The following is a 26,060-nucleotide window of genomic DNA, read 5'->3' as shown; positions in this document are numbered from 1 at the left end:
CTTGTGCCTTAAACTTAGAATTAATCGATCCTAAGTTTAAAGCTTCGCTAACCGACTGGAAAATCGAAGTCAAATATTTAACAGTCCGTAAGAGTCAAACCTTGCGGACTTCTGCATATTTCCTCCAGCTATCGGCATCACCTGAGTTTCAACAGCACCAGAAACAACAGACACTAGCTGAATGTATACATCTTCAGCTTTCTGTTGTTTCTTAGAACCTGTCATCTTTCCTGCATTGCCATCTATGCACATTGGCAGATGTTGCAAATTATACAAAGATTTAAACACATTTACTGATTTCTGTCCCACCGCTATGCTGTCACAGATATGCAGCCAGAAGTCTCTTACCCAAAATTGATCTTGAGTAAAGACCAATCATCATCAAACACGGCTTTAGCGTTCAACTTTTGAACATAGCTCAAAACTAACTCTAACTGGTCGGCAGTTGCACCGTTGTAAGCTGCTAACAAATCAATGAAAGGATCGAGCCCCCAGATATTGCCATCAGGTTGGTGAATCTCGTAAACCCCATCGCTAAAGATGTAGAGAGTGCTCAAATCCTCGACATGGCAGATTTTATCTACATACCGGGCTTCTGGGAACATCCCGACCGGCATTCCGGGGGTTTTCAGTTGCTGGACTTTGGCATTGCTAGTGGGGGACTGGGAAATCAACACCGCCGGGGGATGGCCGGCGCTGGCGTAGACTAACTGGCGATCGATCCGATTGTACACCCCGTACCAGATGGTGAAATACTTGTCATTTTGATAACTCATCTGGAAAGTGGTGTTCAGAGCTCGCAAAACGTCGCTGGGTTTGTAATAGTCAATATTGGGTAAGGCGCGCGATCGCAACAAATTCAACACTGCCACAGAAGGCAGGGCCGCCCGCAAACCATGTCCGGCGACATCTAGCAAATAAATCGCCAAATAATCGGAGTCTAGCCAGTTGTAGTCAAAGCAATCTCCTCCTAACTGACGGGAAGGAATGAATTTTGACTCAATGCTGACGGGTTCCACCATGGGATCTGGCAATAAAGACTGCACATATTCCGCCGCCTCAGCTAGTTCTGCTTCCAGACTTTGCTTGGCAATTTTCAAGTCTCGGCTGAGTTGGTGCAGCCTTAGTCCGGCCCGCACTCTCGCCTGCAACTCATTGAGTTCAATGGGTTTGGAGATAAAATCATCGGCACCGGCATCAAGTCCTTTGACTCGATCGGCGATCGACCCCAAAGAAGTCAGCAAAAAGAATTGTGTAGTTGACAGATGTGGATCGGCCTTGACTCGACGGCATACATCGATGCCTGTCAAGCGTGGCATGATCCAATCGCAAATTATCAAAGCCGGACACAGTTTTTGCGCCTGTGCTACACCGTCTTCGCCATTACTTGCTACCGTTACTTCGTAACCCTGTTTTTTCAGGGTTCTTCTGAGCAGTTCTTGAACCGCAGTATCATCGTCTATAACCAGAATTTGAAACATGGCACTCAGGTACTACAAGTCTTTCAAGGTCTGGGGGTCATTCAAAATATATCCTGTCAGCGCGTTGGTCTGAGATTGAGTATAGTCTAATAACATCGCTTTCTAGGTAATTGCTGTTGACAGCGGGCCTTTGAGTTCAATTTACGTTTAAATTTAAGGGAAATTTCGGCGAGATCGAACTTCACTCAGTTTATATTCAAAATATAAATTTTTATAGACTTTTATTTTGCCACACCCCTGGTTGACATCGAATCCCTACATATGGTATACTGTTTAACCGATTAGTGGATGAAATATCTATACGGCCTGCTCCTCGAAACTACTACCCTCCAATTATCATTAAATTTTGCGACCGTTGTATTTTTGCGACCGTTGTATTTTGTGTAGTTGTATTTTGTATTGTTGTATTGTGCCCACCAGCCAGTGAAATTATTCATTAGCTGAGATTGATTGAATTGAAAGGTTACGAAAAGTTGCCGATGCTCAAGAAAGCGGATCTTCAAGTCAATACGGGTCTAAATGGATTAGACCGCGTTTTGTCGTGGTTTTCAAAATTGTACGAGTCGCGAATTCCCAAAAGTGTTTGGATCAGGTGTCAGTTGGCTTTGGCGGAGGGCTTTACCAATGCCGTTCGTCACGCCCATAATGGCAAACCAGGGGATTTACCTGTAGAAATTCAGGTGGTAGTGTTTCCTGAATTTGTAGAGATTAAAATCTGGGATTGGGGCGAACCCTTTGATTTAGAAGCAAAAATCAAAAATATTTCCGAAACAGTAGATATTGAATCTCCGGGTGGTCGGGGTCTAAAATTAATGAAAGACATCGGTGATACTCTCAGTTATGTGAGAACCGCTGATGGACGAAACTGTTTGTTGATAGTCAAAAATTACTCCCCCTGTCTCAACGATCGAAAAGAAGACTAATATTTTTAGGGAGGTAGGGGTTGACGGTAGCCCCTCTTCCCACCCCTAAAAACTCTGGCCAAGAAACGAGACGCAATCCCCTGGCGATCGACTTGGGGATAAGTCGCTAGCGGTTTCAACACTTCGACAACCCTTGCGTGAGGGCAGCATTCAGTATTAACAAAATTTAATACATAACCACCGTAGTATAAACCTTATGACTACAGATATATTCGGCTTGCTTCCCTTGGTTTATTTAGTAATTTTATTTTTGATATTCCATCAAATAAATAATTGTTGGCGCAGTGCGGTTTTATCGGCTGCTATTGCATGGGGAGTCACGATTACTTTATCTACGGAAATTTTAAGTTTATTCAAATCCATCGCTTTTAATGCGGTGTTTTGGTTGTGGTTATCCGCAGATGTTTTGATTTTAATCATATATCTAAAAACTTTAAATGTCAAGGGCAGTCATTCCCTAAATCATCAAATTAAAATACCTCGCTTTTTAGTAGGTTTACTAGCAAGTATATCCTTGATTTTTGTGCTCGTTGGTTTAATAGCTATAGTTTCGCCACCTAACAATTGGGATTCCATGACATATCACATGAGTCGGGTGGTTCACTGGATGCAAAATCGGAGTGTGGAGCATTATCCAACATCCTATGTACCGCAATTATATCACCCGCCTGGAGCGGAATTTGCGATTATGCACTTTCAGATTTTAAGCGGGGGCGATCGCTTTGCGAATCTGATACAATGGTTGAGTATGATTGGCAGTGCGATCGGCGTTTCTCTAATTGCTCAGCAACTGGGAGCAAACTTGCGGGGTCAAATTTTTGCCTGCGTCTTTGCTGCAACTTTACCCATGGGCATCCTCCAAGGTTCTAGCACCCAAAACGACTATGCTGTATGTTTTTGGGTAGTCTGTTTTGTCTCCTGCGGTTTAGCGGGAATGTCAACAGGAATTACTCTATCTAGCACTCTCAAAATTGGTGCAAGCTTGGGTCTAGCTTGCTTAACCAAAACCACAGGTTATATATTTTCACTACCTTTTATAATCTGGTTTTTAATAGTAGGAATCAAGCGTTTTCCTCAAAAAATTATTCCACCAATTTTGACGATCGCATCTGTAAGTATTTTACTAAATCTAGGTCATTTTTGGCGAAACTACGATTTGTTTGGATACGCGATCGGCGCTCCTCAAGATTTTACTAAAGAATACAAAATCGAAATATTTAGCCTCCCCACTTTTGGGTCAAATATAATTAGAAACTCAGCCATGCAAATCGGGACCAGCATTTCCCAAATCAATGGCTTAATTGTGGCAGTAGTTAAAAGGCTACACAAGATATTAGGTATCCTGCCAAACGATCCGCGGATCACATGGCCTCCAGGACAAGTCTATGCTCTGAGTACACCGTCATTCAATGAAAATAATGCTACCAATCCCATTCATTTCGGGCTAATAATTGCCACTTGTATCCTGATTTTAAATAAAAAGAAAATCCGAAAAACCCATCTAATAATAATTTATTTGGTGGCGACCATAAGTACATTTTTACTAATTTGTTTTTTGCTCAAATTCCAGCCTTGGCAAAGTCGCCACCACCTGACATTTTTTGTATTATTTGCACCGTTGTTTGGACTAACAATATCACAATTATCCAATTATAAAATAGCCAACTATATGGTAGGAATTTTGATGTTTATGTCCCTGCCTTGGATTGGTCATAACAAATTTAGACCTTTGCTAGGAGCAAGCAACATTTTTAATACCAGCAGAAATGAACTTTACTTTACAAGTCGGCCGAAAATCGAGTATTCTTACAATCAAACAGTAGATTTTATCAAAGCTAAAAAATGCACAAATATAGGACTATCATTTTGGACGAAAAATTCCTGGGAATATCCCTTGTGGGTATTTTTTCAAGAACCGGGAAAACCAGCACCTCGGATTGAACATATCTCTACCATCGATCCTGTAGTCGAAAAAAAATTAAATTTTGAACCCTACCAGAGCTTTATTCCCTGTGCGATAATTTACCAAGCTAGCAAAAAAGATCGGCAACCAGGAAAAGAAATGGTTATCAAAAATCAAACTTATGTACAAAAATTTTCCGTTGCACCCCTGAGCGTATTTATGAAAAAATAGATCTGTGATTTAACACTTAAAAAGCAGAATTAAAACATCGACTATCATGAAAAGCATACCCAAATATTCCTTGGTAATTCCTATTTATAATGAAGAAGAAACTCTCCCGGAACTTTACCGACGAATTAGTGCGGTGATGGCTAGGATGGATGGACCAGTAGAGTTAATTTTAATCAATGATGGCAGTCGCGATCGCTCTCTGGAACTTCTGCGAGAATTGCACGAAAAAGATGCACGCATTTCTTACCTCAGTTTTGCCCGCAATTTTGGCCATCAAATAGCCGTGACTGCTGGTTTAAACTTTTCTACAGGTAAAATTGTAGTAGTAATGGACGGCGATTTGCAAGACCCGCCGGAGTTGATTATAGATATGGTAGAACAATGGCGGCAAGGCTATCACGTTGTTTACGCTCAACGCACTCAACGCCATAAAGAAGGTTGGTTTAAGCGGTTGCCAGCTTATATGTATTATCGGATTTTGCGCCATCTTGCCGATGTTGATATTCCCATAGATACAGGAGATTTTTGTTTAATGGATCGTTGTGTAGTCGATATACTCAATGCCATGCCCGAACGAAATCGTTACATTCGGGGATTGCGGGCTTGGATTGGTTTTAAGCAAACAGCAGTTAAATTTGAACGCGATCCGCGTTTTGCAGGCGAGGTTAAGTATACGTTTAGAAAATCTTTGGGTTTGGCAATGAATGGTTTAGTGTCTTTTTCCAAAGTTCCCCTGAGACTTTCGATTTATTTGGGATTATTTGCGGCATTTGTATCTGTATTAATGGCGTTTTTGATTTTGTATTGGCGGATTTTTTATCCAAATTCGGCATTAACTGGTTTGACGATTGTGATGATGGCGGTTTTCTTTTTAGGTGCGGTACAGTTGGTGAGTATTGGGATTTTGGGTCAGTATGTAGGGCGGATTTATGAGGAGGTAAAGGGGCGGCCGCTTTATACTTTGGCAGAAGTTGCGGGTTTCGATCGCTCGAACGATCGCACTGACAAATAAACTACCATCTGCTTTTGATTAAATGATGCGATCGCTCTTCAGACACCAGGCTTAATTAGCGATCGGCAGAATCTCTAGTTATCATACCAATTTCATAAAGTAGCGCTAGATATTACCCCCCCAACCCCCCCTTATTAAGGGGGGGCTAAGACTTCATCCATAGGACACATGAAAGAAAAATGGTATCACTAATAAATTGTCTGCGGTCATGCTTCGCCTATGCAAAATCGGGATGCTCCCGTTGCGTCCAGGACTGTTTATAATGGATTTAAGGAGCGCATATAAACTCCTGATGCCATTGTTGAGCGACTAGAACCCAGCTAAATGAATCTTTAAGAGCTAATGCTTCCTGTCTTAAAGGTTCTTGTTTTTCAGGATTTTTGAGCAAATCTATCAGTGCTTCAATAAAAGCATTATTAGTTTCTTCATCACCCGCAGGCCCCTTAATTCTGACACCTGATTGCACTGTTTCATCTAAACCTGCATAGGTTGTCACTAGCGGAACACAACCAGCAGCCTGTGCTTTCCAAGCACTAATACAGAAAATTTCTGTCGCAGTATGACAAGGATAAACCCAGATGCCTGATTGGCATAATTCTTCAACCAACTGCTCGTGTCCAATTCTGCCATGTTCATAGACATTTTTCTGAGCGAAAAGTTTTAAAAGTTGTTGTTTTTTGTCTGGCAAGTGTGGAAACTTATCAAGATAAGGTGAATTAATTAAAGCATCAATTCCTTGCCAACCATAAAAAATATGTAATTCAACATCTGGCACTTCTTGGAGAACTCGATCCCATTGCGTGAGTAAATTTTCAATACCTCTTGTATAGTCACTAATCGAAATTAATCTCCTGGGATTTCTCGCAATACCTGTTAAATTGAAATCGGCGACATTAATTCCATTGGTGGTTAAAAATATCTTGCCTTCAGGAATCCAGTCTGGCAGTAGAGATTTATGAAAATTTGACAACATAAAAAGTTTATCAAAACTTCCCAGAAATTCTAAACGCTGCGACTCTTCTATGGGAGGAAATAATTGCGGGTTATCGTGCATCCACACAGCAATTTTTCTGGCTTTAACTTTCATTCCCATTGGTTGTGTCCAATAGCGATGAAAGATTAAGACATTAAAGTTATCTTGGGGATTAAATTTGTCAACTGACTGATAGACTACACCATTATATTCCCCTGCCATCTCACCGCATCGATTAAAAACATGAACCTGGTAGCCTAACTTAACAAATTCTTGACTTAAGTAAATTATCGCTTCTTCACTGCCGCCAATACCTTTATTCACAGATCGGGGAGACCAATCTTCTACATGAAATGGAAAATTTGAATAAATTACAATTGAGTTATTGTCCCAGTTCATAGGATTTGATGGTTCTAAAAAATTATAGCCACAATATTCTATGTCTAGTCATGGCAAAATGTCAAATACTTTTAATTTTTATAATAAAATTGCAGAATAACTGTTAATTGAGCGTCAGATCCCAGCTTAATGCTTCTTTACTCACAGCTACCGTAGCCACAACAGAATAATGCTACAATGATAAATTGTGAACATTAACTCTGTGTTCTCTCTGTCCTCTGCGGTATAAAAAAAAGAATGTTGAAACTTTACCAATATTCGATGTCGGGGAATTGCTACAAAATCCGCTTGCTGTTAACTCAGCTTCATCTTCCCTTTGCCACGCTGGAAATTGACATTCTCAAAGGAGAAAGTCGAACTAAGGAGTTTTTGAAGAAAAATCCCAACGGGCGGATTCCGGTGTTAGAAATAGAACCGGGAAAATTTCTATTTGAATCCAATGCAATTATGTTTTATTTGAGCGAAGGGACTGAGTTTTTTCCCAATGATAAATTTGAAAGATCTCAAGTCATGCAGTGGTTGTTTTTTGAACAATATAGCCACGAACCTTTTATTGCAACTTCTCGTTTTTGGTATTTGACTGGTAAAAGTGAGGAATTCCAGGAAGCGCTTAAGCAAAAACAAGCACCGGGTTATGCTGCTTTGGGAGTGATGGAACGGCATTTAGAAACAAAGGACTTTTTTGTAGCCGATCGCTATACCATTGCTGACACTGGTTTATTTGCTTATACTCACGTTGCTGGGGAGGGAGGATTTGATTTAAGACGATTTCCAGCAATTGAATCTTGGATCGATCGCATCAAAAGTCAGCCCGGATATATCAACATCGCAACTTAAGCCCGGTTGCCTGTTCGTGGGAAATTTGCGTTAACCTAATTGAAAATCCTTTGTACCGCCATCCCCAAATAAATTCATGCTTGCCCGCATTCTTGAATTAGCTACTACCCTTGCACCTCGCCTAATCGAAATCCGCCGCCACATCCACTCTCACCCCGAACTCAGCGGGCAAGAATATCAAACAGCGGCCTATGTAGCTGGTGTTTTGGCTTCCAGTGGAGTTCATGCGATCGAAGGAATTGGCAAAACCGGTGTCATCGGCGAGCTCAAAGGCCATAGCAACCAGTCGCGCTGGCTAGCAATTCGTACCGATATGGACGCTTTGCCGATGCAAGAACGCACAAACCTGGAATTTGCCTCGAAAAACCCAGGAGTCATGCACGCTTGCGGCCACGACATCCACACTACCGTCGGTTTGGGCGCAGCGATGGTATTGTCTCAACTAGAGGAAAAACTGCCTGGTCACGTCCGGTTTTTGTTTCAGCCGGCGGAGGAGATAGCCCAAGGCGCGCGTTGGATGATTGCAGATGGGGCGATGCAAGACGTGGAGGGCATCCTGGGAGTGCACGTTTTTCCGACGATTCCCGGCGGTTGTGTGGGAATTCGCCACGGGGCACTGACGGCGGCGGCGGATGACCTAGAATTGATTGTCATGGGTGAATCAGGCCACGGCGCGCGTCCCCACGAGGCGATCGATGCAATTTGGATAGCTTCGCAGATTATTACTACTTTGCAGCAGGCGATTAGTAGAATGCAAAATCCATTGAGGCCTGTGGTTTTAACCATCGGGCAAATTAGTGGGGGACGAGCACCTAACGTGATTGCCGATCGCGTAAAATTATTAGGCACCGTGCGATCGCTCCATCCTGAAACCTACGAAAAACTACCAGCTTGGATCGAACAAATTGTGGCCGGTGTCTGTCAGACTTACGGCGCAAAATATGAACTCAACTATAAACGTGGCGTACCGGGAGTGCAAAACGATCCCTGTCTCACCCAATTACTCGAAGCAGCGGCTTTAGAAACTTTAGGGCGATCGCGCGTCCAAATTTTACCAGAACCATCCCTCGGTGCCGAAGATTTTTCCATGTATTTAGAACACGCACCGGGAACCATGTTTCGCCTGGGAGTTGGATTAAAAGATCGACCCAATTATCCTCTCCATCATCCGCAATTTGAGGTGGATGAAGCAGCCATAATTACTGGAGTTGTCACCTTGGCCAGTGCCGCTTACAAATATTGGCAACAGAAATAAGAAATCAGAGGGCGGTTGAAACCGCACCTATACAAACGATGTCCGCCTCCGCGGACTGGATCAGATAACATGATTTCAACTACCGTATTTTCTTCAACCCGCGTCGGCGGGTTTTGCCTGTATAGACGCGGTTTCAACCGCCTGGTCTTCTTAAATATCAACTATCAATTGCTATATAAAATTTATGACCCTAGATTTCAATAGATTCTGCGAGGCCTGCAACCCCACTCACTCCCTGATGTTAGGAAATTCAGAAGATATGCGCTACTACATTGATTTTGCAGCAGTACGCGGTGGCAAAATTATTAACATACTCAAACGAACAATTACCCGCGTGTCACCAGATAAACGGACTTGCCAATTATTCACCGGACATATTGGTTGCGGCAAATCTACTGAATTATCGCGACTCCAAAAAGAGTTGACAGATGAGGGATTTCATGTAGTTTACTTCGAGTCCACAAAAGACCTCGATGAAATGGATCTCGATTTGACAGATATCATGTTAGCGATCGCGCGGCGAGTCACCCAAAGCTTGGAAGAGGGCAACATTTCCTTGCAGCCCCAAGGTTTTAAAGAATTCTTAAAAAACAGTTGGAATTTTTTACAGACTCCTGTGAGTTTAGAAGCTGAAGGAGAAATTTTTGGCAGCAAAGTCAAGGGTAACACAGACGGAAATCTGGAACTTTCTCTGCCTTTGGGTATCGCCAAAATCACTGCCAAAACCAAAAGCAATCCCGACTTGCGATCGAAACTGAGACAGTACATGGAACCGCAAGCCAGTAAAATGCTAGAATTGATTAATCAAGAAATTATTGATGTCGCAATTAATCAGCTAAAGCAGCGCGGTAAAAAAGGATTGGTGGTAATTGTTGATAACCTAGACCGGATAGTTTCTCGACCAAATACAGCGGGGATACTGCTACCAGAATATATCTTTATTAACCGGGGAGATGACTTGCGAAAACTCAATTGCCATTTAGTTTATACCCTACCTCTGGGATTGATTTTTGGCAATGAAAGTGAAATTTTGAAAAATCGCTTGGGAGGCGGAGTTGACCCGAAAGTTTTGCCGATGGTGCCAGTAAAAAATAGAGATGGTAGCGAATGTGTGGAGGGGATGAATTTGCTGCGGCGCATGGTGATGTCGCGGGCTTTTCCTGATGCGTCAACCGAGGAACAGATGACATTAATTACGGAAGTTTTTGACAGTTCGGAAACTTTAGATGAATTGTGCCGAGTCAGCGGCGGTCATTTGCGAAACTTGATGGGGATGCTGTTTGGTTGCTTGCAGCAAGATGACCCTCCCATTTCCCAAGATGTTTTGCGATCGGTGATTCGCAGTTCCCGTGATACTCTCAATCGCGGCATTGATAATGATGAGTGGGAATTACTTTTTAAAGTGGTGAAAGAACAAACCATTAAAGGAGACAAAGAATACCAAGATTTGCTGCGAAACCTGTGGGTTTTTGAGTATGTAGATAATGAAAGAATTTGGTTTGCGTTGAATCCGCTATTGATGGAAACTGACAAATTTAAGCTGTGGCAACAGCAAAATTTTTGAGATTATTTTCATTCGATTTTACGCGAGTCTCGATCCCCCTAAATCCCCCTTAAGAAGGGGGACTTTGAGTGCAGAGATTTCTTTGTTATTTCTGAGTCTCGATCCCCCTAAATCCCCCTTAAGAAGGGGGACTTTGAGTGCAGAGATTTCTTTGTTATTTCTGAGTCTCGACCCCCCTAAATCCCCCTTAAGAAGGGGGACTTTGAGTGCTTCCAGTCTCCGCTTAAGAAGGAGGGCTTTGAGTGCTTCCAGTCTCCCTCTTCTTAAGGGGGGCTAGGGGGGATCTAATACCAAATACTCCTTAAATATCCCCTTTATTTCTAAGATTATGGTAAATTCAAATCGAGCCGAAGATATTGCAGCAGAAAACGAGCGATCGCTCTCTACATTACTACGGACGATCGCCCGCTTTCAAGGAAAGTTTTCTTTAACTTTAGTGCGCTGCAATTATGCTAGTTTGCGTTATGCTATGCTGCAAAAATTGCGCGCTACTATATCTACTGTTGAATATCAAGAATTAGTTCTCACACCTGCTACCAAAACACTTCATCAAGCTATTCTCAATGCCGTCCAAGAGCAACCACCAAAAGCCTTGATAGTTGTGGGCATCGAATCGGTGGTTGGTCTTGATGACCTGCTAGCTGGGGCTAATAGAGCGCGTGACCAATTCAAGCAAGATTTTGCTTTTCCTGTGATATTATGGGTGACGGATGCTGTACTAGCTAAATTTAGTCGATCGGCAACTGATTTAAAGTCTTGGGTTCCTTCTCCAATTCAGTTTACTATACCACCCGATGATTTGATGATTTTTTTGCAGCAACAAGCCGATCGAGCATTTGCTAATGTTGAGAATTTTAAATTAGAGGACTGTGAAATTGAGTCGCTGGAGAATGACCTAAAAAATTTGATAGAAACATTAGACCCGGAATTGCAAGCTAGTTGGCAATTTATTCGAGGTTTAGTGCAATTTCATAAAAATCAAATAGATTTAGCATTAGAACATTATCAACAAAGTTTAGCATTTTGGCAGCAAAATCGCCAGTTAGAAAGACAGGGAATTGTCGGCCAGAAAATTGCTCAAGCTTACAACCGCAAAGCTGAATTGCATCGGGCAGAACAACAAGATTGTTGGCAAGAAGCTAGAGAGTATTTACAGCAATCTCTGGAGAATTTTGAGCAAGCACAACGAAATGACTTAGCAGCTAAATGTATTAGCGAACTCGGCGAAGTCCTGCGACTTCTACAAGCTTGGGAAGAGTTGCAAAATTTAGCTGAAAAAGCCTTGAAAATGCACATAATTTGTGGCACTCCGAGTCAACTAGCTGAAGATTACGGCTTTTTGGCTGAGGTGGCGCTGCAACAATCTCAGTGGGAAAAAGCTGGCGAATTAGCTGAATTAGCATTGGCTGTTTTGACAGAAACAGGAATAAATAAAAAAGAGACTGGTTTGTATCTGCTACTTTTGGCAAAAGCGCAGCGAAATCTTATCCCCTGTTCGACAGTTAACCCCCCCCAGCCCCCCCTTGGTAAGGGGGGGAGTGAGTCTGTATTTTCCCCTCTTGAGATTATAGAAACTTTAACACGAGCGAAAGTAATTACCCAGCCTCAAGATGATGTGCAGCTTTATCTGAGGATTTTAGAAGAATTGAGAACTCTCTATTTTGAGCAATGCGAATATTTAAAAGCCTTTCATATCAAACTAGAGCAACAAGAAGTTAAAAGCAAATATGGATTGCAAGCTTTTATCGGTGCCAGCCGCTTGCAATCGCCACAACAAATCATTGACATCGGTTTAGCATCCGGTAAGTCGAAAGCTGAAATTATTGAGGAAATTGAAGCCGCTTCTGGTCGATCGCACGATATTAAAGAGATCAGTAAACGGATACGTACACCTGCTTGCAAGCTGACGATCGTTCACGGACAATCTGGGGTAGGAAAAAGTTCGATAATTCAGTCATGGTTAGTTCCTGCCCTGGAACTGACAACTTTGGAAGCGCGGGACATATTGCCTGTTTTATTGCAATCTTATCATGATTGGGGGAGGGATTGCGGTCAGTGTTTGAAAGCAGGAATTGAACGATTAACAACTGTGAGTTTGTCAGGGGCGATCGACACTCCGACAGCTATTTTAGAACAGTTGCGACTGAATCAAGACCGTAATTTATTAACTGTATTAATCTTTGACCAGTTTGAGGAATTTTTCTTTACTTATCAAGATCGAATTGGTAGGCAAAAGTTATATGATTTTCTGGCTGAATGTTTAAATCAGATTAGCGACCTCAAAATTATCCTGTCGCTGCGGGAAGATTATCTTTTCTACTTGTTAGAGTTCAATCGCGCCACCAATTTATCAATTATTGATAACGACATTCTCACGAAAAAAATCTGCTACTACTTGGGAAATTTCTCAATTTTTGAAGCAAAAACTATTGTTCAAACATTAACAAAAGGCTCTCAATTTTACTTAAACGAGGATTTGGCAAACGCGCTGGTAGCAGATTTAGCAGGTGAAGTGGGCGAAGTAAGGCCGATCGAGTTGCAAATTGTGGGGATGCAACTGGAAAAAAGGCAGATTACCCAATTGAGTGAATATCAGCAACTTGGTAGTCAGGCTAAGGTCAAACTGGTTAAAGAGTTTTTAGATGAAGTTATCAGAGATTGCGGCAGGGAAAATAAAGATATTGCCGAACTTGTTTTGTATTTGCTGACGGATGAAAACAACACTCGTCCTCAGAAAACTTGGGCTGAATTAGCAGCAGATTCAGGCAGCGAGTTAGAAACATTAGAGTTAGTTATCGAGATTGTGGTTAAATCGGGATTGGTGTTAGAAGTCCCAGCAACTCCGAAACGCTACCAACTTGTTCACGATTATTTAGTGCCTTTTATTCGCCAACAGCGCGGTGCGGAATTACTAGAATTACGCGAAAAGCTCAAGCAGACTGAAACAGAAAATCAGATATTAGCAGAGGCGCGGCAGAAAGCTGAACAGTTGTTAGCAACAGCACAGAAATTGACAGAATTAGAGCGCCGTGCAAGTGATGCTTTGAGACAGTTTGAATCTGGCAATAACCAAATAGATGCTTTAATCTCTGCCGTAAATACTGGGAAAGAACTTAAAGCTACAGTCACGGAAGTTCGTTCCCTTGCAGATTATCCGATATCTACTCCCCAGATTGCCCTAAGTCAGATTCTCGACAACATCCGAGAAAAAAATCAGTTAAAAGGACATCAAAGTTCGGTAACAAGTGTCAGTTTTAGTCCCGACGGCAAATCCATCGCTACGGCATCAGAGGACAATACAGCCCGGTTGTGGGATTTAACAGGTAAAATGCTCCAAGAATTTAAAGGACATCAAAGTTTGGTATCGAGTGTCAGTTTTAGTCCCGACGGCAAATCCATCGCTACGGCATCATGGGACAAAACAGCCCGGTTGTGGGATTTAACAGGTAAAATGCTCCAAGAATTTAAAGGACATCAAAGTTTGGTATCGAGTGTCAGTTTTAGTCCCGACGGCAAATCCATCGCTACGGCATCATGGGACAAAACAGCCCGGTTGTGGGATTTAACAGGTAAATTGATACGAGAATTTAAAGGACATCAAAATAGGGTATGGAGTGTCAGTTTTAGTCCCGACGGCAAATCCATCGCTACGGCATCAGGGGACAATACAGCCAGGTTGTGGCAAATTAAAAGTTTAGATGAAATGCTGGTGGAAGGCTGCGATTGGCTGCACGACTATTTGCAGAATAGTGCTGAGGAAAGCGAGAAACAGGTTTGCGATGGGATTAGCAAAAAATGAGCGGGTTAAATTATTAGGAAGCGTGGGATCGCTCCATCCCGAAAGCAACGAAAAACACCTTTTTTTTGCTAAAATAAATTGAGGATAATTTGGTTGATACTTTGTAATCAAAGCAGCACTAATGGATGAAACTAAGGGTTCCCATCATTAGCAATTTTTAGTTTTAAGCTTTGGACAGTCATTGTTTATACCCCCTCAACAATTAGCAACAAACTCTTCTACCTATCTCTATCCTCAAGTACCTTAAACCGCACGTCAATATCTTCTATGTAGCGGCCTATGTAAGCAAGCAGTGCGTAGACAAAAATCAGAACTCCCACCATTTCAAAGATTTCTTCAGTAGTGGCTATTGTCCCATATATTAAGTTGCGCAGACCTACTAAATCTGCATAATAGCCACCAACCATTTCCATAGCCAGAGCTCCGCCAATGTAAATGCCTCCTGCCGCTATAAATAAATACCGCGTTTTGGATGGAAGATGCAGCAGAAACTTGAAATAATTGAGCGCTGTTACCAATACAAAAATAGCACCTGGAATTACCCAAACGAAGTAAAATAATCCCCCAAGATGCAGCGCTTTTCGCAAATCTGGAATAATCAAAACTTCGTGGAAGCTAAGGCTTTCATCTAAAGCAAAAATCACAAACATAATTGACAGCGCTTTCCAGTGGCGAAAATAGCGATCGTCCTGTTTTTTTTTCGTAGAGGCAATTACTCCCAATAGAATTCCACAAAACAGTAACGTAAATGACTGATACCACGAGGGGTAATTTAACTCTCGGTCAAGGTGAAATAAATCTATCCATCTTCCGCGATAATTAAAGCCGTAGCGCAGAACTTGTACCACAAAGCCAGCAACACTGAAGAATAGCACCCAAATGCTCAGGAAGGCGACGATTCTCCTTGGAGAGATGGAAATCTGGAATTTCATCAAAGTTTTGGTCGAGTGACAAATTTAAACTATAAAATAAAAAGTTAAAAATGGGAATCGAACTAATTTGTTATTTAAAATTGACAATTATCTTGCTCGTGTAATGTTTCTCAGCTCAATCCGGCAATAATATTGACACTCATCGCCAGAATAGCGTTGTTAAAAAAGAAAGACAGCACGCTGTGCCACAAAACTAAAGACCTCATAGAGCGAGAAGTTGTTTGCACATCTGCAACTTGGCAAGTCATGCCTACCCCAAAGGAAAAATAGAGAAAATCCTTGTAGTCAGGTGCCTCGTCCCCCGGAAAATCCAAACCCTTGACTGGTTCAGGTTTGTTGTGATTCGACTTTCTGGGGTTTTGGTAGTAGCCGTGGGCATAGTGCATGGTAAAGATAGTATGCACCAGCAGCCAAGACCCAACTATGGTCAAAACCGAAAGCCCCAAGTGCAGAACTAGCAAATGGGAATCCAAGCCTTTCGTCTGGTGCTGCAGGAGAATTAGGGCGAGGACGCTAGCACAAGCCGCTGCCAAGATAGAGCTGAGAATCACCGCGCGACCAGCGTCGAGTTGTTGTGCGTGGTGGCGCATCATTTCTGGGGTGGCTTGCACCATGAGCACTAAAGTCAAACCTAGGAAGCTGACCAGGCCGGTGTCCCAAATGCACAGAGCTCTGGTCAGCTTGAGATAGTCTGGTGGTAGTACAAACCCCACAGCTATAGCCAACAAAACAGAGACCAAGAGGCGATGGCGGACTGTCCAGAGCCACTGCATCTTAGATAGGGACTGGTTTTTCACCATAACTGATACCAAGTTAGGCAGAGTAGATGTCAAGGAATCCACATGATTAGTGCTATTTTGGCAGTTTTTGCCCAAAAATTAACTGGACTTTGGTGGTGCGAGACTTCTCCTGCCTTTGGATAGATCGATCGCCCTCAAGATTTTGGATACAGTAGGAAAAAATCTTCATCTGCGGTTTGACACTATGGCATCATCCAAACCCCTCACAGGCATTGAGTTAATCGACTGCGCCAAAGCCAACGCCCCACAAGGTATTGCCACAGCAGCCCAACTTTGCGGCTATGGTAGTGACTTTCATACATTCGATCGCGAACTCAAACTAGCTTGCCAAAACATCGGTGTCCAATTCCAGGAATTGAGCGACTTGATTACGGATCAGCAGATGATGCAATCAGGAATGGGCATAGAAGTGGCTCCCGATACTCCCTCAGAACTGTAGAATCAATCTTCCGCATCTGAACCCACCAGGTCGATCGAATCTAACCTTCGGAGCAAACCAGTATTGTGACTGTACTAGCTGTTGAGGCTAGAATATCTTGCATAGGAGATTCCGACTCTGGGTATGAGTCGCGTTACTTTCCTGGTTAGGAGTGCTTTCTGGAGGGTGCTGAGATTGTTAGGAGGACTGTTGTGTCAGACCAGCAAGACCGAATTTTACGTTTATTTATAGAGGAAGCTAAGGAGCACCTCGATACTCTAGAAAATGGTTTGGTGGATTTAAAGTCCACGATGAAAGACCCCGAAAGCCTTCAAGAGATGTTTCGAGCCGCCCACTCAGTCAAAGGTGGGGCGGCGATGCTGGGCTTGGATAGCATTAAAACAACCGCTCACAGATTGGAAGATTGTTTTAAGATTCTCAAGGACGGGCCCGTTAAGCAGGTTGACCAAACAGCAGAATCTTTGTTTCTCAAAGGAGTTGATACGCTTAAGGATTTGGTGCAGCGGATGTCGGGGCCTTTTGGGTTGAGGAATGAAGAGGGAGAGAAACTGGTCCAGCAAATCATGCCGGCCTTTGCTCAACTAGAAACTCACCTCAATAATTTAGTTTCTGGCAAAGTTGCTGGGGTGGCGGCTAAGTCTGGTTCCTCTGGGGCTGCTCCAACTGTCTCAACGACAAATTTTACAGCTTCGGTGATGGTGTTACTCAAAGAAATGTTGCAGGTGTTCAAGGCGAAAGAGTCGGCTGCTACTCGCCAGCAGTTGTCTGATTTGTGTGTTCGTCTGTATAAGTTGGGAACCGGTATCGAAAGTTGGCAAAGTTTAGTCAAAACCGCTAGAGTGGCGATCGCCAATCCGAAAAACTCTTATAAAGTGTTAGCTCCACTGATTATTAAGGAGCTTAAGGATGCTGGTGATTTGGTGCAAGGCGGGAAAGTCAAGGCGATCGCTCCGAGTAAAAATTTACTGCTTTTGGCAGCATCTCCACAAGTAGCGGCCGCCGCCAGCGTTCCACCAACAGTCGCAGCATCAGGGTCTACAGCACTTCCTGCGGAACCGAAGGCGGTAGTCAAGCTTTTGCTCAAAACTTTTAACAAAAAGCAACTCTCGGAAATAGCTAAGTTACTGATTCACGCGATCAAATCTTCTCCCTAGGACTTGGGATGCTAGAAGGTGGAAGGATGTTAGGTTTGAAGGCTTTTTTAAGGGCCAATTTCTCTGTTACGGCTTTCTTAATTGCAGAAATCATGGATTTTGTGGCATTTTCCTTCTTCCATCTTCCATCTTCCTTTCTCCTTCTGCTATACCTTTGAGCTAGCCTGCGTTAGAATTAAGGAAATTAGGGTCCCCGTGCAACGTTGTACGAGAGTTAAAAATCGAGCAGGCTTTAGAAGGCGGTAGCTGTGAAACCAATTCGTTCATTAGAAGATGCTTTAAATCGCTGTCAGGCGATGGGAATGCGCTTGAGCCGCCAGCGTCGATTGATTCTCGAACTCCTGTGGCAGGCGCAAGAACACCTCTCAGCGCGTGAAATATACGATCGCCTAAATCAACAAGCACATTCGATCGGTCACACATCGGTGTATCAAAACCTCGAAGCCCTATCTAGAGAAGGGATTATTGAGTGCATAGAGCGATCGGAAGGACGCTTGTACGGCAATGTCAGCGATTCTCACTCTCACGTCAATTGTCTAGATACGTCTCAGATTCTCGACATTCATGTGGAATTGCCCCCAGACTTGATCGCACAAATTGAACAACAAACGGGAGTTCGGATTGTAGATTACCGGATCGACTTCTACGGCTATCGATCGCCCGAATCAACGGCAGAAGGCTCACTCCCCAACGGATCGTAAAAAATTGGGTGATCGACCAAAAGTTACACCGCAGACTTTTATCTAGTTCTTATTTACTGCAAATCTCGACAGTTGAAGAGCTGAAAATTGCCAACGCGATCGAGCATCTGTGCAGCATGAATTATTATCTCCCCTGTCCTAACTGCATAGCAGTAGGTCAATTACTGTATAATTTACCTGCGTTTGATTACTACCAAATGCACAAGCGCATTACAGGATAGGCTGAAGTAATGGCGAGACGACAATCTGACAAATTCTCAAGACCAGTGACATACAACCACCCCTCGGAACCGACAGCAAAATTAAGTGCAGACTCGGTTACAGGGGATGATGGCTCAGAAGCGATAGCGCCACCGATAGTCGAAACTAAAAGAAGTTTTTGGCAGTGGCAGCTCATCTGGCTGACAGTCCTGGTGGGCTTTGGAGTAACGGGTGTAGCAGCATTTCTGTGGTTGCTGACGATGCCACCGCCTCCCAATTGCCAGCAACTTTCGCCACTAGCAGCCGACGGAGAGCGGCTTTATTGCGCTCAGCAAGCGGCTAAGTCTGGGAAACTAGAACAGCTAGAATCCGCGATCGTCCTGGTGCAGGCTTGGCCCAAAGAACACCCACTCTACTCCCAGGGCCAACATTTGGTAGGAGAATGGTCGAAAGCAATTTTGGGATTTGCCAAAGCAAGAATCGAGGCGGGGGACTTGAAAGGTGCAATGGACATTGTGGGAAAAATTCCCAAAACGAGTCCGTCTTACCCGGAGGTACAGGAGGCTGTTACCGCTTGGGAAAAAAATTGGCAGGAAGGTCAAAAGCTCTACGATACTGCTCAAGCAGCTTTGAAAGTAGACGATTTAAGAAAAGCCTGGGATTACGCTCAAGCTCTGTTTAAACTGGACAATATTTTCTGGAGTCAGAAACGCTACAACGAGTTAGTCCAGCAGATAGCTGTGGAAAGAAACGGCTGGCAGCGCTTGTCCGAGGCGAAGGAGTTGGCGAAGGATGAAACTCCGCAAAAGTTTGCAGAGGCGATCGTCTTGGCTAGAAAAATAGACTCGAAACTGTTTGCGCGCGCCAAAGCAGAGGAGGAAATTGCAGGGTGGAGTAAGATTTTGCTGGCAATGGCGAATAAACGCTTGCAGGCGAAGGATTTGAACGGGACGATCGAGGCGGCTTCTGTGGTGCCACCGGATTCACCTCTGTTTGCCGAAGCCCAAGATTTGATGCAGTTCGGTAGGGCTGTGGCGGTGACTTGGAATCAGTCGATTACCACGCCTCTGGGGGAACATATTTTTAGCTTGCTAGAAGGTCAAGGTGCTGCTAGTAAGATAGCTCCAGGCCGTCCTCTATACCAGAAGGCTCAAGGTCAAATAGAGAGTTTGCAAGTGCAGTTTCAAGATTTGGTGCGGCTGCAAATGGCGAATTCGATCGCCAGTATTGGTCTACCTGGAGCCTTGGAAATCGCGATCGACCAAGCGCAAACCATTGGGCCGAGTCAGCCGCGACGGGTGCACGCTCAAACTTTGGTGGCTTCTTGGCGCAAGGACATTCAGCGGATAGAGGACAAATCTTTTGTGATGCTGGCCAAGCAGTTGGCTGCACCGGGAACTGTTGAAGGACTAAAGGGTGCGATCGCTCAGGTAACTCTGATCGCTCAAAACCGCCCCCGCAGGCTAGAAGCCCAAACTCTCCTGGCGAGCTGGACTAAACGCATAGAAATTGTGGAAGATCAGCCGTTTTTGGACGGGGCGCTGGCCCTGGCAAAGCAAGGAAAGCTAAGCGAGGCTATTGATAAGGCTTCCCAAATCAAGAGCGGTAGAACTTTATATGCTAAAGCTCAGGATAATGTCTATCAATGGGTCAGCGACTTGCAAGTGGCTCAAGATCGACCAATTCTGGATCGAGCTGCTGAGTTGGCGTCTCAAGGCCGGTTGGGAGCGGCGATCGATATGGCATCCCAAGTCAGTTACGGTAGGGCTCTGCATTCGGAGGCTGCTAGCGCCATCGGGCGCTGGAGTGAGGAACTGAGTGCCAGAAGCGCACCCATACCAGCGGAAAGTCCTCGCCAAGCTGAGCCAGCTTCTGTGGAAGAGTATGCACCGGCTCCGCAACAGCAGGAATATGCCCCTCCTCCTGTCCGGGAGGAATATGCCCCACCCCCAGAACCAGATCCGGCTCCAGAACCTTATTACCCACCAGCTCGGCAAGAAGCACCGCCGCCTGAGCCTGAGCCTTACTATCCGCCCGCCCGACAAGCAGAGCCTTACTATCCGCCCGCCCGACAGGAAGAGCCTTACTATCCGCCCGCCCGACAGGAAGAGCCTTACTATCCGCCCGCCCGACAGGAGGCTCCAGCACCCGCTCCTGAACCTGCTCCTCCTCCGGCCCCGGAACCCGCGCCTCCACCTCCGCTCCCGGAGTCGGCTGGTCCTCCCGATGGTAATTTAATTCCAGAGTAATGGGGCTGAAGGTCGATCGCGATCGGCCATTGCTCTAGGGGTGATAGCTCCACAAATCCTTTCTGCCTGTCTCCCCCATTCTTCTCATGTACCCCTATCCCGTACCTTCTGCTGTTTGATGACTAATTTTCAATTGTTGTCGATCGGTAATGACCCCATTTTCCGCCTGGGATTGCGAATTGCTTGCCAGGATTATCCTGATTTGCAAATTTTTGCGGAGGTTTCCACGCCGACAGAGGCTTTGTTGCTTTTAGAGGGGCGATCGATCGCCAATGGAGAAGCGAAGCCCGCAGATTTAGTAATATTTGATTTTGATACGCCACGAGTGCGATCGGGCGAAGTGAGCGAAGTGGGCGAAATGTCGGCGATCGCCTTTTGTCGCCAGTTAGCAACTTTGTACCCCGAATTGCCCCTGTTGCTCCTGGGTGGGCCACTGACGGCAGAGTCGCGAGCAATTTTGGAGGAAGCAGGTGTCAATGGCTATTGTCCTAAAGGTAGAGATATTGCGCTGACAATGACCGTGATTCGCTTGGTGGCATCGGGTGAAAGTTATTGGCCAGAAGATGTGGCAGTGAGCTGGGAAATTCCACTGAATTTAGGGGGAGTTCAATCAACAGAAAACTCTGCCACAGATGTGGAACAAATAGTAGACGATCCGACAGTTGCTAAGCCAATACACCAAAAAATATTGGCTGATATTTGCCTGTCGGGGCTGCGGCAAATAGACGCAACTTTGGCCGTCGTAAAAGCTGAGTTACAAGAGACAAAAACTACTGGGAATGATGATTTTGGCTCGATTTTGGATGGTTTGCTGCTGAGCGGGCATCACCGAGAATTGCTGGCTGCTCGTTGGGTGGTGAGTCAGTTATTGCCAACACCAAGAAGAACGGAGAGGCAAGAAAGCCAGGGGGTTCAGGGTAAGCAGAGGGGAGAGGGGAGAAGAAAGAGTTTGTTAATTAATTCGGAATTGGTAGTTAAGAATACAGATTCTTTGGTCGAGGATTCGACACAGGGAGGTGATTGGCAAGGTAGTTTGTTTGACTCGGTGGCTGCTAAGTTGCAGTTTGATGTGGTGAATTTGAGTGGCGTGCCTTTGGAAATCGATGTTTTGCGATCGACCAAAAAGCTGGAATTGATTAATTGTATCCTGGGACAATTGGAAGAAGTGCTCGAAGAGTTACGTTTTTCTCAGGTGCAGCCAACTCAATTGACGGAAAAAATGCCTGCTATTTTGCGGAATTTGTGGCAAGATACCGTCATCAACTTTTTTGGCAGATATTATACTCTGCAAGTCAGGGAACCTGGGATTTTAGATAAATTTCAAACACATTTAAAAATATCCAGCAGTTTAGCTGAAAGTGGGAAATTTTTCGGAAAAATAAATGGGGTAGAAGTTGTCCCAGTGCTACTTTCTAACCGGGAGGAAGTTGGGGCGGAAATTATTGACAAAATACCGCTGACTGTTGATTTTTTTGCGCATTTGCTATTTGAAAATCCCTTGATTGTTGATAATAATTCTTGTCTGGCTGGCAGTCCCGAAGCAATGCAGCGGGCTGAGTATTTGTTGGAAAATTTGGTAATTCAAGTTGCTAGTGGAGTGGTGCAGCCTCTGCTAAACAATTTTGGGAATGTTGAGGAAGTTAAGCAAAAATTTTATGATGGGAAGTTAATTTCCACACGAGAGATTGAGCGGTTTCGGAATAATTTATCTTGGAAGTATCGTTGGGAAAGTTATTTTGTGGAACCGAAGGCTATTTTTGAGAGTAGGTTTTGGCTGTTTGTGTTGAGGGATGCGGGAATTCAGAGGGTTTGTATTTATGCTCCCAGAAATGGGGAGTTAGCGCGGCTTTCTGGATGGCAGTTGGGGTTGACTTTGGTGCTGGAAATGAGGGATGCGATCGCGCCTAGGCTTCGGGCAGTTGTTTCGCTGTTTGGTGTGGGTGTTGTTTATGTTTTGACTGAGGTAATTGGGCGCGGGATTGGTTTGGTGGGGCGGGGAGTGATTCAGGGGATTGGGAATTCTTTGCAGGATAGTAAGTTTGGCAAAAATGGTTAGTGTATAATTAATTCGCGTTAATCTGCCTGCATCTGCGGTTAAATATTAGTTATATTTTGTCCAATCGATGGATTTTGTTGTTAAAGTCTGGTAACAGCTAAAAAATTCAGGTAATAAACCCTATTTATGCGGTATATTCCTATCCCTAAACAATTTAGGGAATCTTCCAGGGTCATCGAATCTCAACTGTTTTTACGCCCGAAACGCCTCGCTATATTTGAAGCTTGTCTGATTGGCTTAATTTCAGGATTGGCTGGGGTTTTACTCAAATTAGGAGTCGGATGGCTCGGCAGTTGGCGAGTAGCTACCTCAACATTAATTCCCGCAGTAATCTTACTTCCGGCTGTCGGTTTATTCGGCGGGTTGCTGACAGGTTTTTTGGTTGAACGTTGGGCTCCTGAAACTGCCGGTAGTGGCATTCCCCACGTCAAAGCTGCTCTTTCTGGTGTCAATCTTTCTTTGAATTTACGAGTAGCCGTTGCTAAACTTATCACCACTATTTTAGCAGTTGGTTCTGGTTTAACCCTGGGCAGACAAGGCCCTACTGTCCAAATTGGAGCGTCTTTGGCAGACTGGATTGGTCACTTAATGCCAACTTCTCCAGACTACCGCCGACAATTGATTGCTTGTGGCGCTGCGGCGGGGTTAGCTGCGGGTTTTAATGCTCCCATTGCAGGGGTTTTGTTTGTAGTCGAAGAACTACTGCACGATGTTTCTGGGCTGACTTTAGGTACTGCCATTATTGCTTCTTTCATTGGTGCGGTTGTTTCACAAATTTTGGGCGGTGATAGTTTAAATCTCAATTTACGAGAGTACCCAACCAGTTTTTCGGCTGGGGAAATTCCGTTTTATGTACTGTTAGGAGTTTTAGCAGGCTTCCTGGGAGCTTTGTTCAGTAAAGGAATTCTGGCGGGATTACAATTTAATAAAAAAACTCTCAAACTTGCCTTGCCTTTTAGAATAGCTTTAGCTGGATTGATTTGTGGTTTAGTAATAGCATTATTACCCGAAAATTTTCGCAATAATACGGGATTGCGCGAGTTTTTACTAACCGGAGAAGCTAGCGGTGTCACAAGTTTAATTGCTTTTATTGCTCATTTTTCTTTGACTATTATCTCTGCTGCTTCAGGAGCACCGGGAGGATTATTTGCGCCTTCCCTAATTCTGGGTTCTGCCCTAGGTCATATGGTGGGGATATTACAGGCAGATTGGCTTGGTGTTGGTTTGCCCGTTACTTACGCTTTGGCGGGAATGGGAGCCTTTTTTTGTGCGGTTTCTAGGGCTCCGATTACGGCGGTAGTTATTGTGTTTGAAATTACGGCGGATTTCAAGTTGGTGCTACCTTTGATGATTTGTTCTGTAGTTGCTTATTTAGTTGCGGAAAAGGTGGACAGTGGCTCTTTGTACGATCGCCTTTTGGAGTTTAACGGCATTCAACTGAAAAAAGATAAACCTGCTGTTGATGGTTTGAGTGACTTGTACGCAGCTAACGTCATGCAGCGCCAAGTTGAAACTCTTTCGAGTCTACTGACTTTTGATGAAGTAATGCACGCTTTTTCGCGATCGACTCACCGAGGTTTTCCAGTAGTGGAAGCTGGAAAATTAGTGGGAATTGTCAGTCAATCAGATTTAGCTAATGCCAAAAAACGTAATTATTTGGGCAATGCACTGCTCAAAGAATTTATGACTCCCCAGCCAATAACTGTGAAAGCAAACGATACTTTAAGCGAAGTTTTACACAGGCTTAGCAAGTACAATCTCAGTCGCTTACCCGTCACAGAAGGACGACATTTAATAGGGATTATTACTCGGAGTGATATTATTCGAGTTGAGTCCAATAGATTGAGCGGAGAAACAAACCAGGGGGCAAGTCCAGAACCTTCTTATGTTGTATATCAAACCAGATCGCCCCAGGTAGGAAACGGCCGCTTGTTAGTACCGCTCTCGAATCCCTACACAGCACCAGCTTTGCTACGGCTGGCGGCGACAATTGCGCGCGATCGCAACTACGAACTAGAATGCGTACAAATCATGTTAGTACCCCGCAACAGTTCTCCTTCAGAAACCGCAGTGCGGACAACAAAAGGCCGACGCCTGTTGCAACAAGCCGAGCGCATCGCCCGCCATTGGGATGTCCCACTACACACCCAAATACGGGTATCTCACGACGTTGCTTATGCGATTTTAGAGACAATTAGGGAGCGACATATCGATCTGATTTTGATGGGCTGGCAAGGCGAAACATCGACGACTGGACGCATCTTTGGCGATGTTGTCGATACCGTAATTCGGCAAGCTGGTTGCGAAGTAATTTTAGTAAAATGGAGCGAAAAGTTATTACAAAAAGGGCAGAAAAGAGACTGGGGAGACAAGATGGGAATCCCGAAAAAAGCATTGAGTCAAGAATCTGTGGATTTAACCAATATAAACCCGGTAGAAAATTCCCCATCTCAAATCACAAATCCTGAATCTCAAACTGAAGAAATTTCTGCGCCACATTCCCAGCTTCAAACCGAGGAATTGGGATTACATACGCTGATGGGATTGCAGCGCTGGCTGGTACCGATTCGTGGTAGTTACAAGCAAGCAGCAGCTTTGCGACTGTTACCTGCTTTTGTGGCGGCGAGTCAAGTACCAGAGATCAGATTATGTCAGGTGCACCAGCCTTCTGTCGCTTCACCGAATCGCCATGAATTGCAGCAAGCGGCGGAGTTTCTCAAGCGCCAGGTGGGCTGTGAGGTAATTTCAACTTCGGTTTGCGCTAAGTCTGTGTCTGATGCTTTAATTGATTTAGCTCAAAATGACCAGTGTGATGCGATCGTCCTGGGAGCTAGCCGCGAAGGACTGCTCAAACAGGTGATGCACGGGAATATCCCGGAGGCTGTGGCGCGCGGGTGTGAGTGTACAATCATTTTAGTGCGATCGGCAAATTAGTTATTAGTTATTAGTCATTAGTCATTAGTCATTAGTCATTAGTCATTAGTCATTAGTCATTAGTCATTAGTTATTAGTCATTAGTCATTAGTCATTAGTCATTAGTTATTAGTTATTAGTTATTAGTTATTAGTTATTAGTCATTAGTTATTAGTTATTAGTCATTAGTCATTAGTCATTAGTTATTAGTTATTAGTTATTAGTTGGTGATAATAAC

Annotated in this window: 19 protein-coding genes; 14 read left to right on the top strand and 5 right to left on the bottom strand. The window is 44.2% G+C overall.

Features of this window, described 5'->3' with window-relative positions:
- Positions 1–69: 69 nt before the first annotated feature.
- Positions 70–288 carry a hypothetical protein gene (locus AAFP14_RS05555; protein WP_341731304.1) on the bottom strand — a complete coding sequence of 73 codons (219 nt, stop codon included), beginning with the start codon at positions 286–288 and terminating at the stop codon, positions 70–72.
- Positions 289–344: 56 nt separating this feature from the next.
- Positions 345–1,481, bottom strand: coding sequence for a PP2C family protein-serine/threonine phosphatase (locus tag AAFP14_RS05550; RefSeq protein WP_341731303.1), 1,137 nt, complete (start codon positions 1,479–1,481; stop codon positions 345–347).
- Between the two features lie 455 nt (positions 1,482–1,936).
- Between AAFP14_RS05550 and AAFP14_RS05545 the strand changes: the two genes are divergently transcribed.
- From AAFP14_RS05545 to AAFP14_RS05535, 3 genes are all read left to right on the top strand, one after another.
- Positions 1,937–2,404, top strand: coding sequence for an ATP-binding protein (locus tag AAFP14_RS05545; protein ID WP_341731302.1), 468 nt, complete (start codon positions 1,937–1,939; stop codon positions 2,402–2,404).
- 196 nt (positions 2,405–2,600) lie between these two features.
- Entirely contained in the window at positions 2,601–4,538 is a 1,938-nt protein-coding gene (locus tag AAFP14_RS05540; RefSeq protein WP_341731301.1) for a hypothetical protein, read from the top strand.
- A 46-nt stretch (positions 4,539–4,584) separates the two neighbouring features.
- Positions 4,585–5,550 carry a glycosyltransferase family 2 protein gene (locus tag AAFP14_RS05535; RefSeq protein WP_341731300.1) on the top strand — a complete coding sequence of 322 codons (966 nt, stop codon included), beginning with the start codon at positions 4,585–4,587 and terminating at the stop codon, positions 5,548–5,550.
- A 268-nt stretch (positions 5,551–5,818) separates the two neighbouring features.
- Here AAFP14_RS05535 and AAFP14_RS05530 read toward each other — a convergent pair whose 3' ends face one another.
- Positions 5,819–6,847 carry a glycosyltransferase family 4 protein gene (locus AAFP14_RS05530; RefSeq protein ID WP_341731299.1) on the bottom strand — a complete coding sequence of 343 codons (1,029 nt, stop codon included), beginning with the start codon at positions 6,845–6,847 and terminating at the stop codon, positions 5,819–5,821.
- Between the two features lie 312 nt (positions 6,848–7,159).
- Here AAFP14_RS05530 and AAFP14_RS05525 point away from each other — a divergent pair, with 312 nt between their 5' ends.
- The 4 genes from AAFP14_RS05525 to AAFP14_RS05510 all read left to right on the top strand — a co-directional run bounded on the left by AAFP14_RS05525 (position 7,160) and on the right by AAFP14_RS05510 (position 14,377).
- Positions 7,160–7,759, top strand: coding sequence for a glutathione S-transferase family protein (locus tag AAFP14_RS05525; RefSeq protein ID WP_341731298.1), 600 nt, complete (start codon positions 7,160–7,162; stop codon positions 7,757–7,759).
- Positions 7,760–7,835: 76 nt separating this feature from the next.
- Positions 7,836–9,014 carry a M20 family metallopeptidase gene (locus AAFP14_RS05520; RefSeq protein WP_341731297.1) on the top strand — a complete coding sequence of 393 codons (1,179 nt, stop codon included), beginning with the start codon at positions 7,836–7,838 and terminating at the stop codon, positions 9,012–9,014.
- 184 nt (positions 9,015–9,198) lie between these two features.
- Positions 9,199–10,578 (top strand): ATP-binding protein, encoded by a 1,380-nt coding sequence (locus AAFP14_RS05515; protein WP_341731296.1) that lies wholly within the window; start codon positions 9,199–9,201, stop codon positions 10,576–10,578.
- 328 nt (positions 10,579–10,906) lie between these two features.
- On the top strand, positions 10,907–14,377 hold the full coding sequence (locus tag AAFP14_RS05510; protein WP_341731295.1) for an nSTAND1 domain-containing NTPase: 3,471 nt from the start codon (positions 10,907–10,909) through the stop codon (positions 14,375–14,377).
- A gap of 218 nt (positions 14,378–14,595) precedes the next feature.
- On the opposite strand, the gene AAFP14_RS05505 is transcribed toward AAFP14_RS05510, so the two are convergent.
- Positions 14,596–15,309 carry a hypothetical protein gene (locus AAFP14_RS05505; RefSeq protein WP_341731294.1) on the bottom strand — a complete coding sequence of 238 codons (714 nt, stop codon included), beginning with the start codon at positions 15,307–15,309 and terminating at the stop codon, positions 14,596–14,598.
- 110 nt (positions 15,310–15,419) lie between these two features.
- Positions 15,420–16,109 carry a DUF1345 domain-containing protein gene (locus AAFP14_RS05500; RefSeq protein WP_341731293.1) on the bottom strand — a complete coding sequence of 230 codons (690 nt, stop codon included), beginning with the start codon at positions 16,107–16,109 and terminating at the stop codon, positions 15,420–15,422.
- A gap of 184 nt (positions 16,110–16,293) precedes the next feature.
- Here AAFP14_RS05500 and AAFP14_RS05495 point away from each other — a divergent pair, with 184 nt between their 5' ends.
- The 7 genes from AAFP14_RS05495 (at position 16,294) to AAFP14_RS05465 (ending at position 25,843) form a co-directional block, all read left to right on the top strand.
- Positions 16,294–16,548 carry a hypothetical protein gene (locus AAFP14_RS05495; RefSeq protein WP_341731292.1) on the top strand — a complete coding sequence of 85 codons (255 nt, stop codon included), beginning with the start codon at positions 16,294–16,296 and terminating at the stop codon, positions 16,546–16,548.
- A 191-nt stretch (positions 16,549–16,739) separates the two neighbouring features.
- The gene (locus tag AAFP14_RS05490) at positions 16,740–17,702 is read left to right on the top strand and encodes an Hpt domain-containing protein (RefSeq protein ID WP_341731291.1); all 963 of its coding nucleotides are present in this window, start codon (positions 16,740–16,742) and stop codon (positions 17,700–17,702) included.
- Between the two features lie 248 nt (positions 17,703–17,950).
- The gene (locus AAFP14_RS05485) at positions 17,951–18,403 is read left to right on the top strand and encodes a Fur family transcriptional regulator (protein WP_341731290.1); all 453 of its coding nucleotides are present in this window, start codon (positions 17,951–17,953) and stop codon (positions 18,401–18,403) included.
- A gap of 8 nt (positions 18,404–18,411) precedes the next feature.
- A complete protein-coding gene (locus tag AAFP14_RS05480; protein ID WP_341731289.1) occupies positions 18,412–18,624 on the top strand; it encodes a hypothetical protein in 213 nt (70 codons plus the stop codon).
- A 45-nt stretch (positions 18,625–18,669) separates the two neighbouring features.
- Complete coding sequence (locus AAFP14_RS05475) at positions 18,670–20,853, top strand: hypothetical protein (RefSeq protein WP_341731288.1); 2,184 nt, start codon at positions 18,670–18,672, stop codon at positions 20,851–20,853.
- Positions 20,854–20,971: 118 nt separating this feature from the next.
- Positions 20,972–22,909, top strand: coding sequence for a DUF3685 domain-containing protein (locus tag AAFP14_RS05470; protein ID WP_341731287.1), 1,938 nt, complete (start codon positions 20,972–20,974; stop codon positions 22,907–22,909).
- A gap of 126 nt (positions 22,910–23,035) precedes the next feature.
- Positions 23,036–25,843: a chloride channel protein gene (locus AAFP14_RS05465; RefSeq protein WP_341731286.1), complete on the top strand. Its 2,808-nt coding sequence runs from the start codon at positions 23,036–23,038 to the stop codon at positions 25,841–25,843.
- Positions 25,844–26,060: the final 217 nt, after the last annotated feature.

The organism is Microcoleus sp. EPA2, from assembly GCA_020882975.1.
Lineage (GTDB): Bacteria > Cyanobacteriota > Cyanobacteriia > Cyanobacteriales > Microcoleaceae > Microcoleus.
The sequence above is the reverse complement of the archived record's forward strand: the minus strand, read 5'-3'. Positions and strand labels throughout refer to the sequence as shown.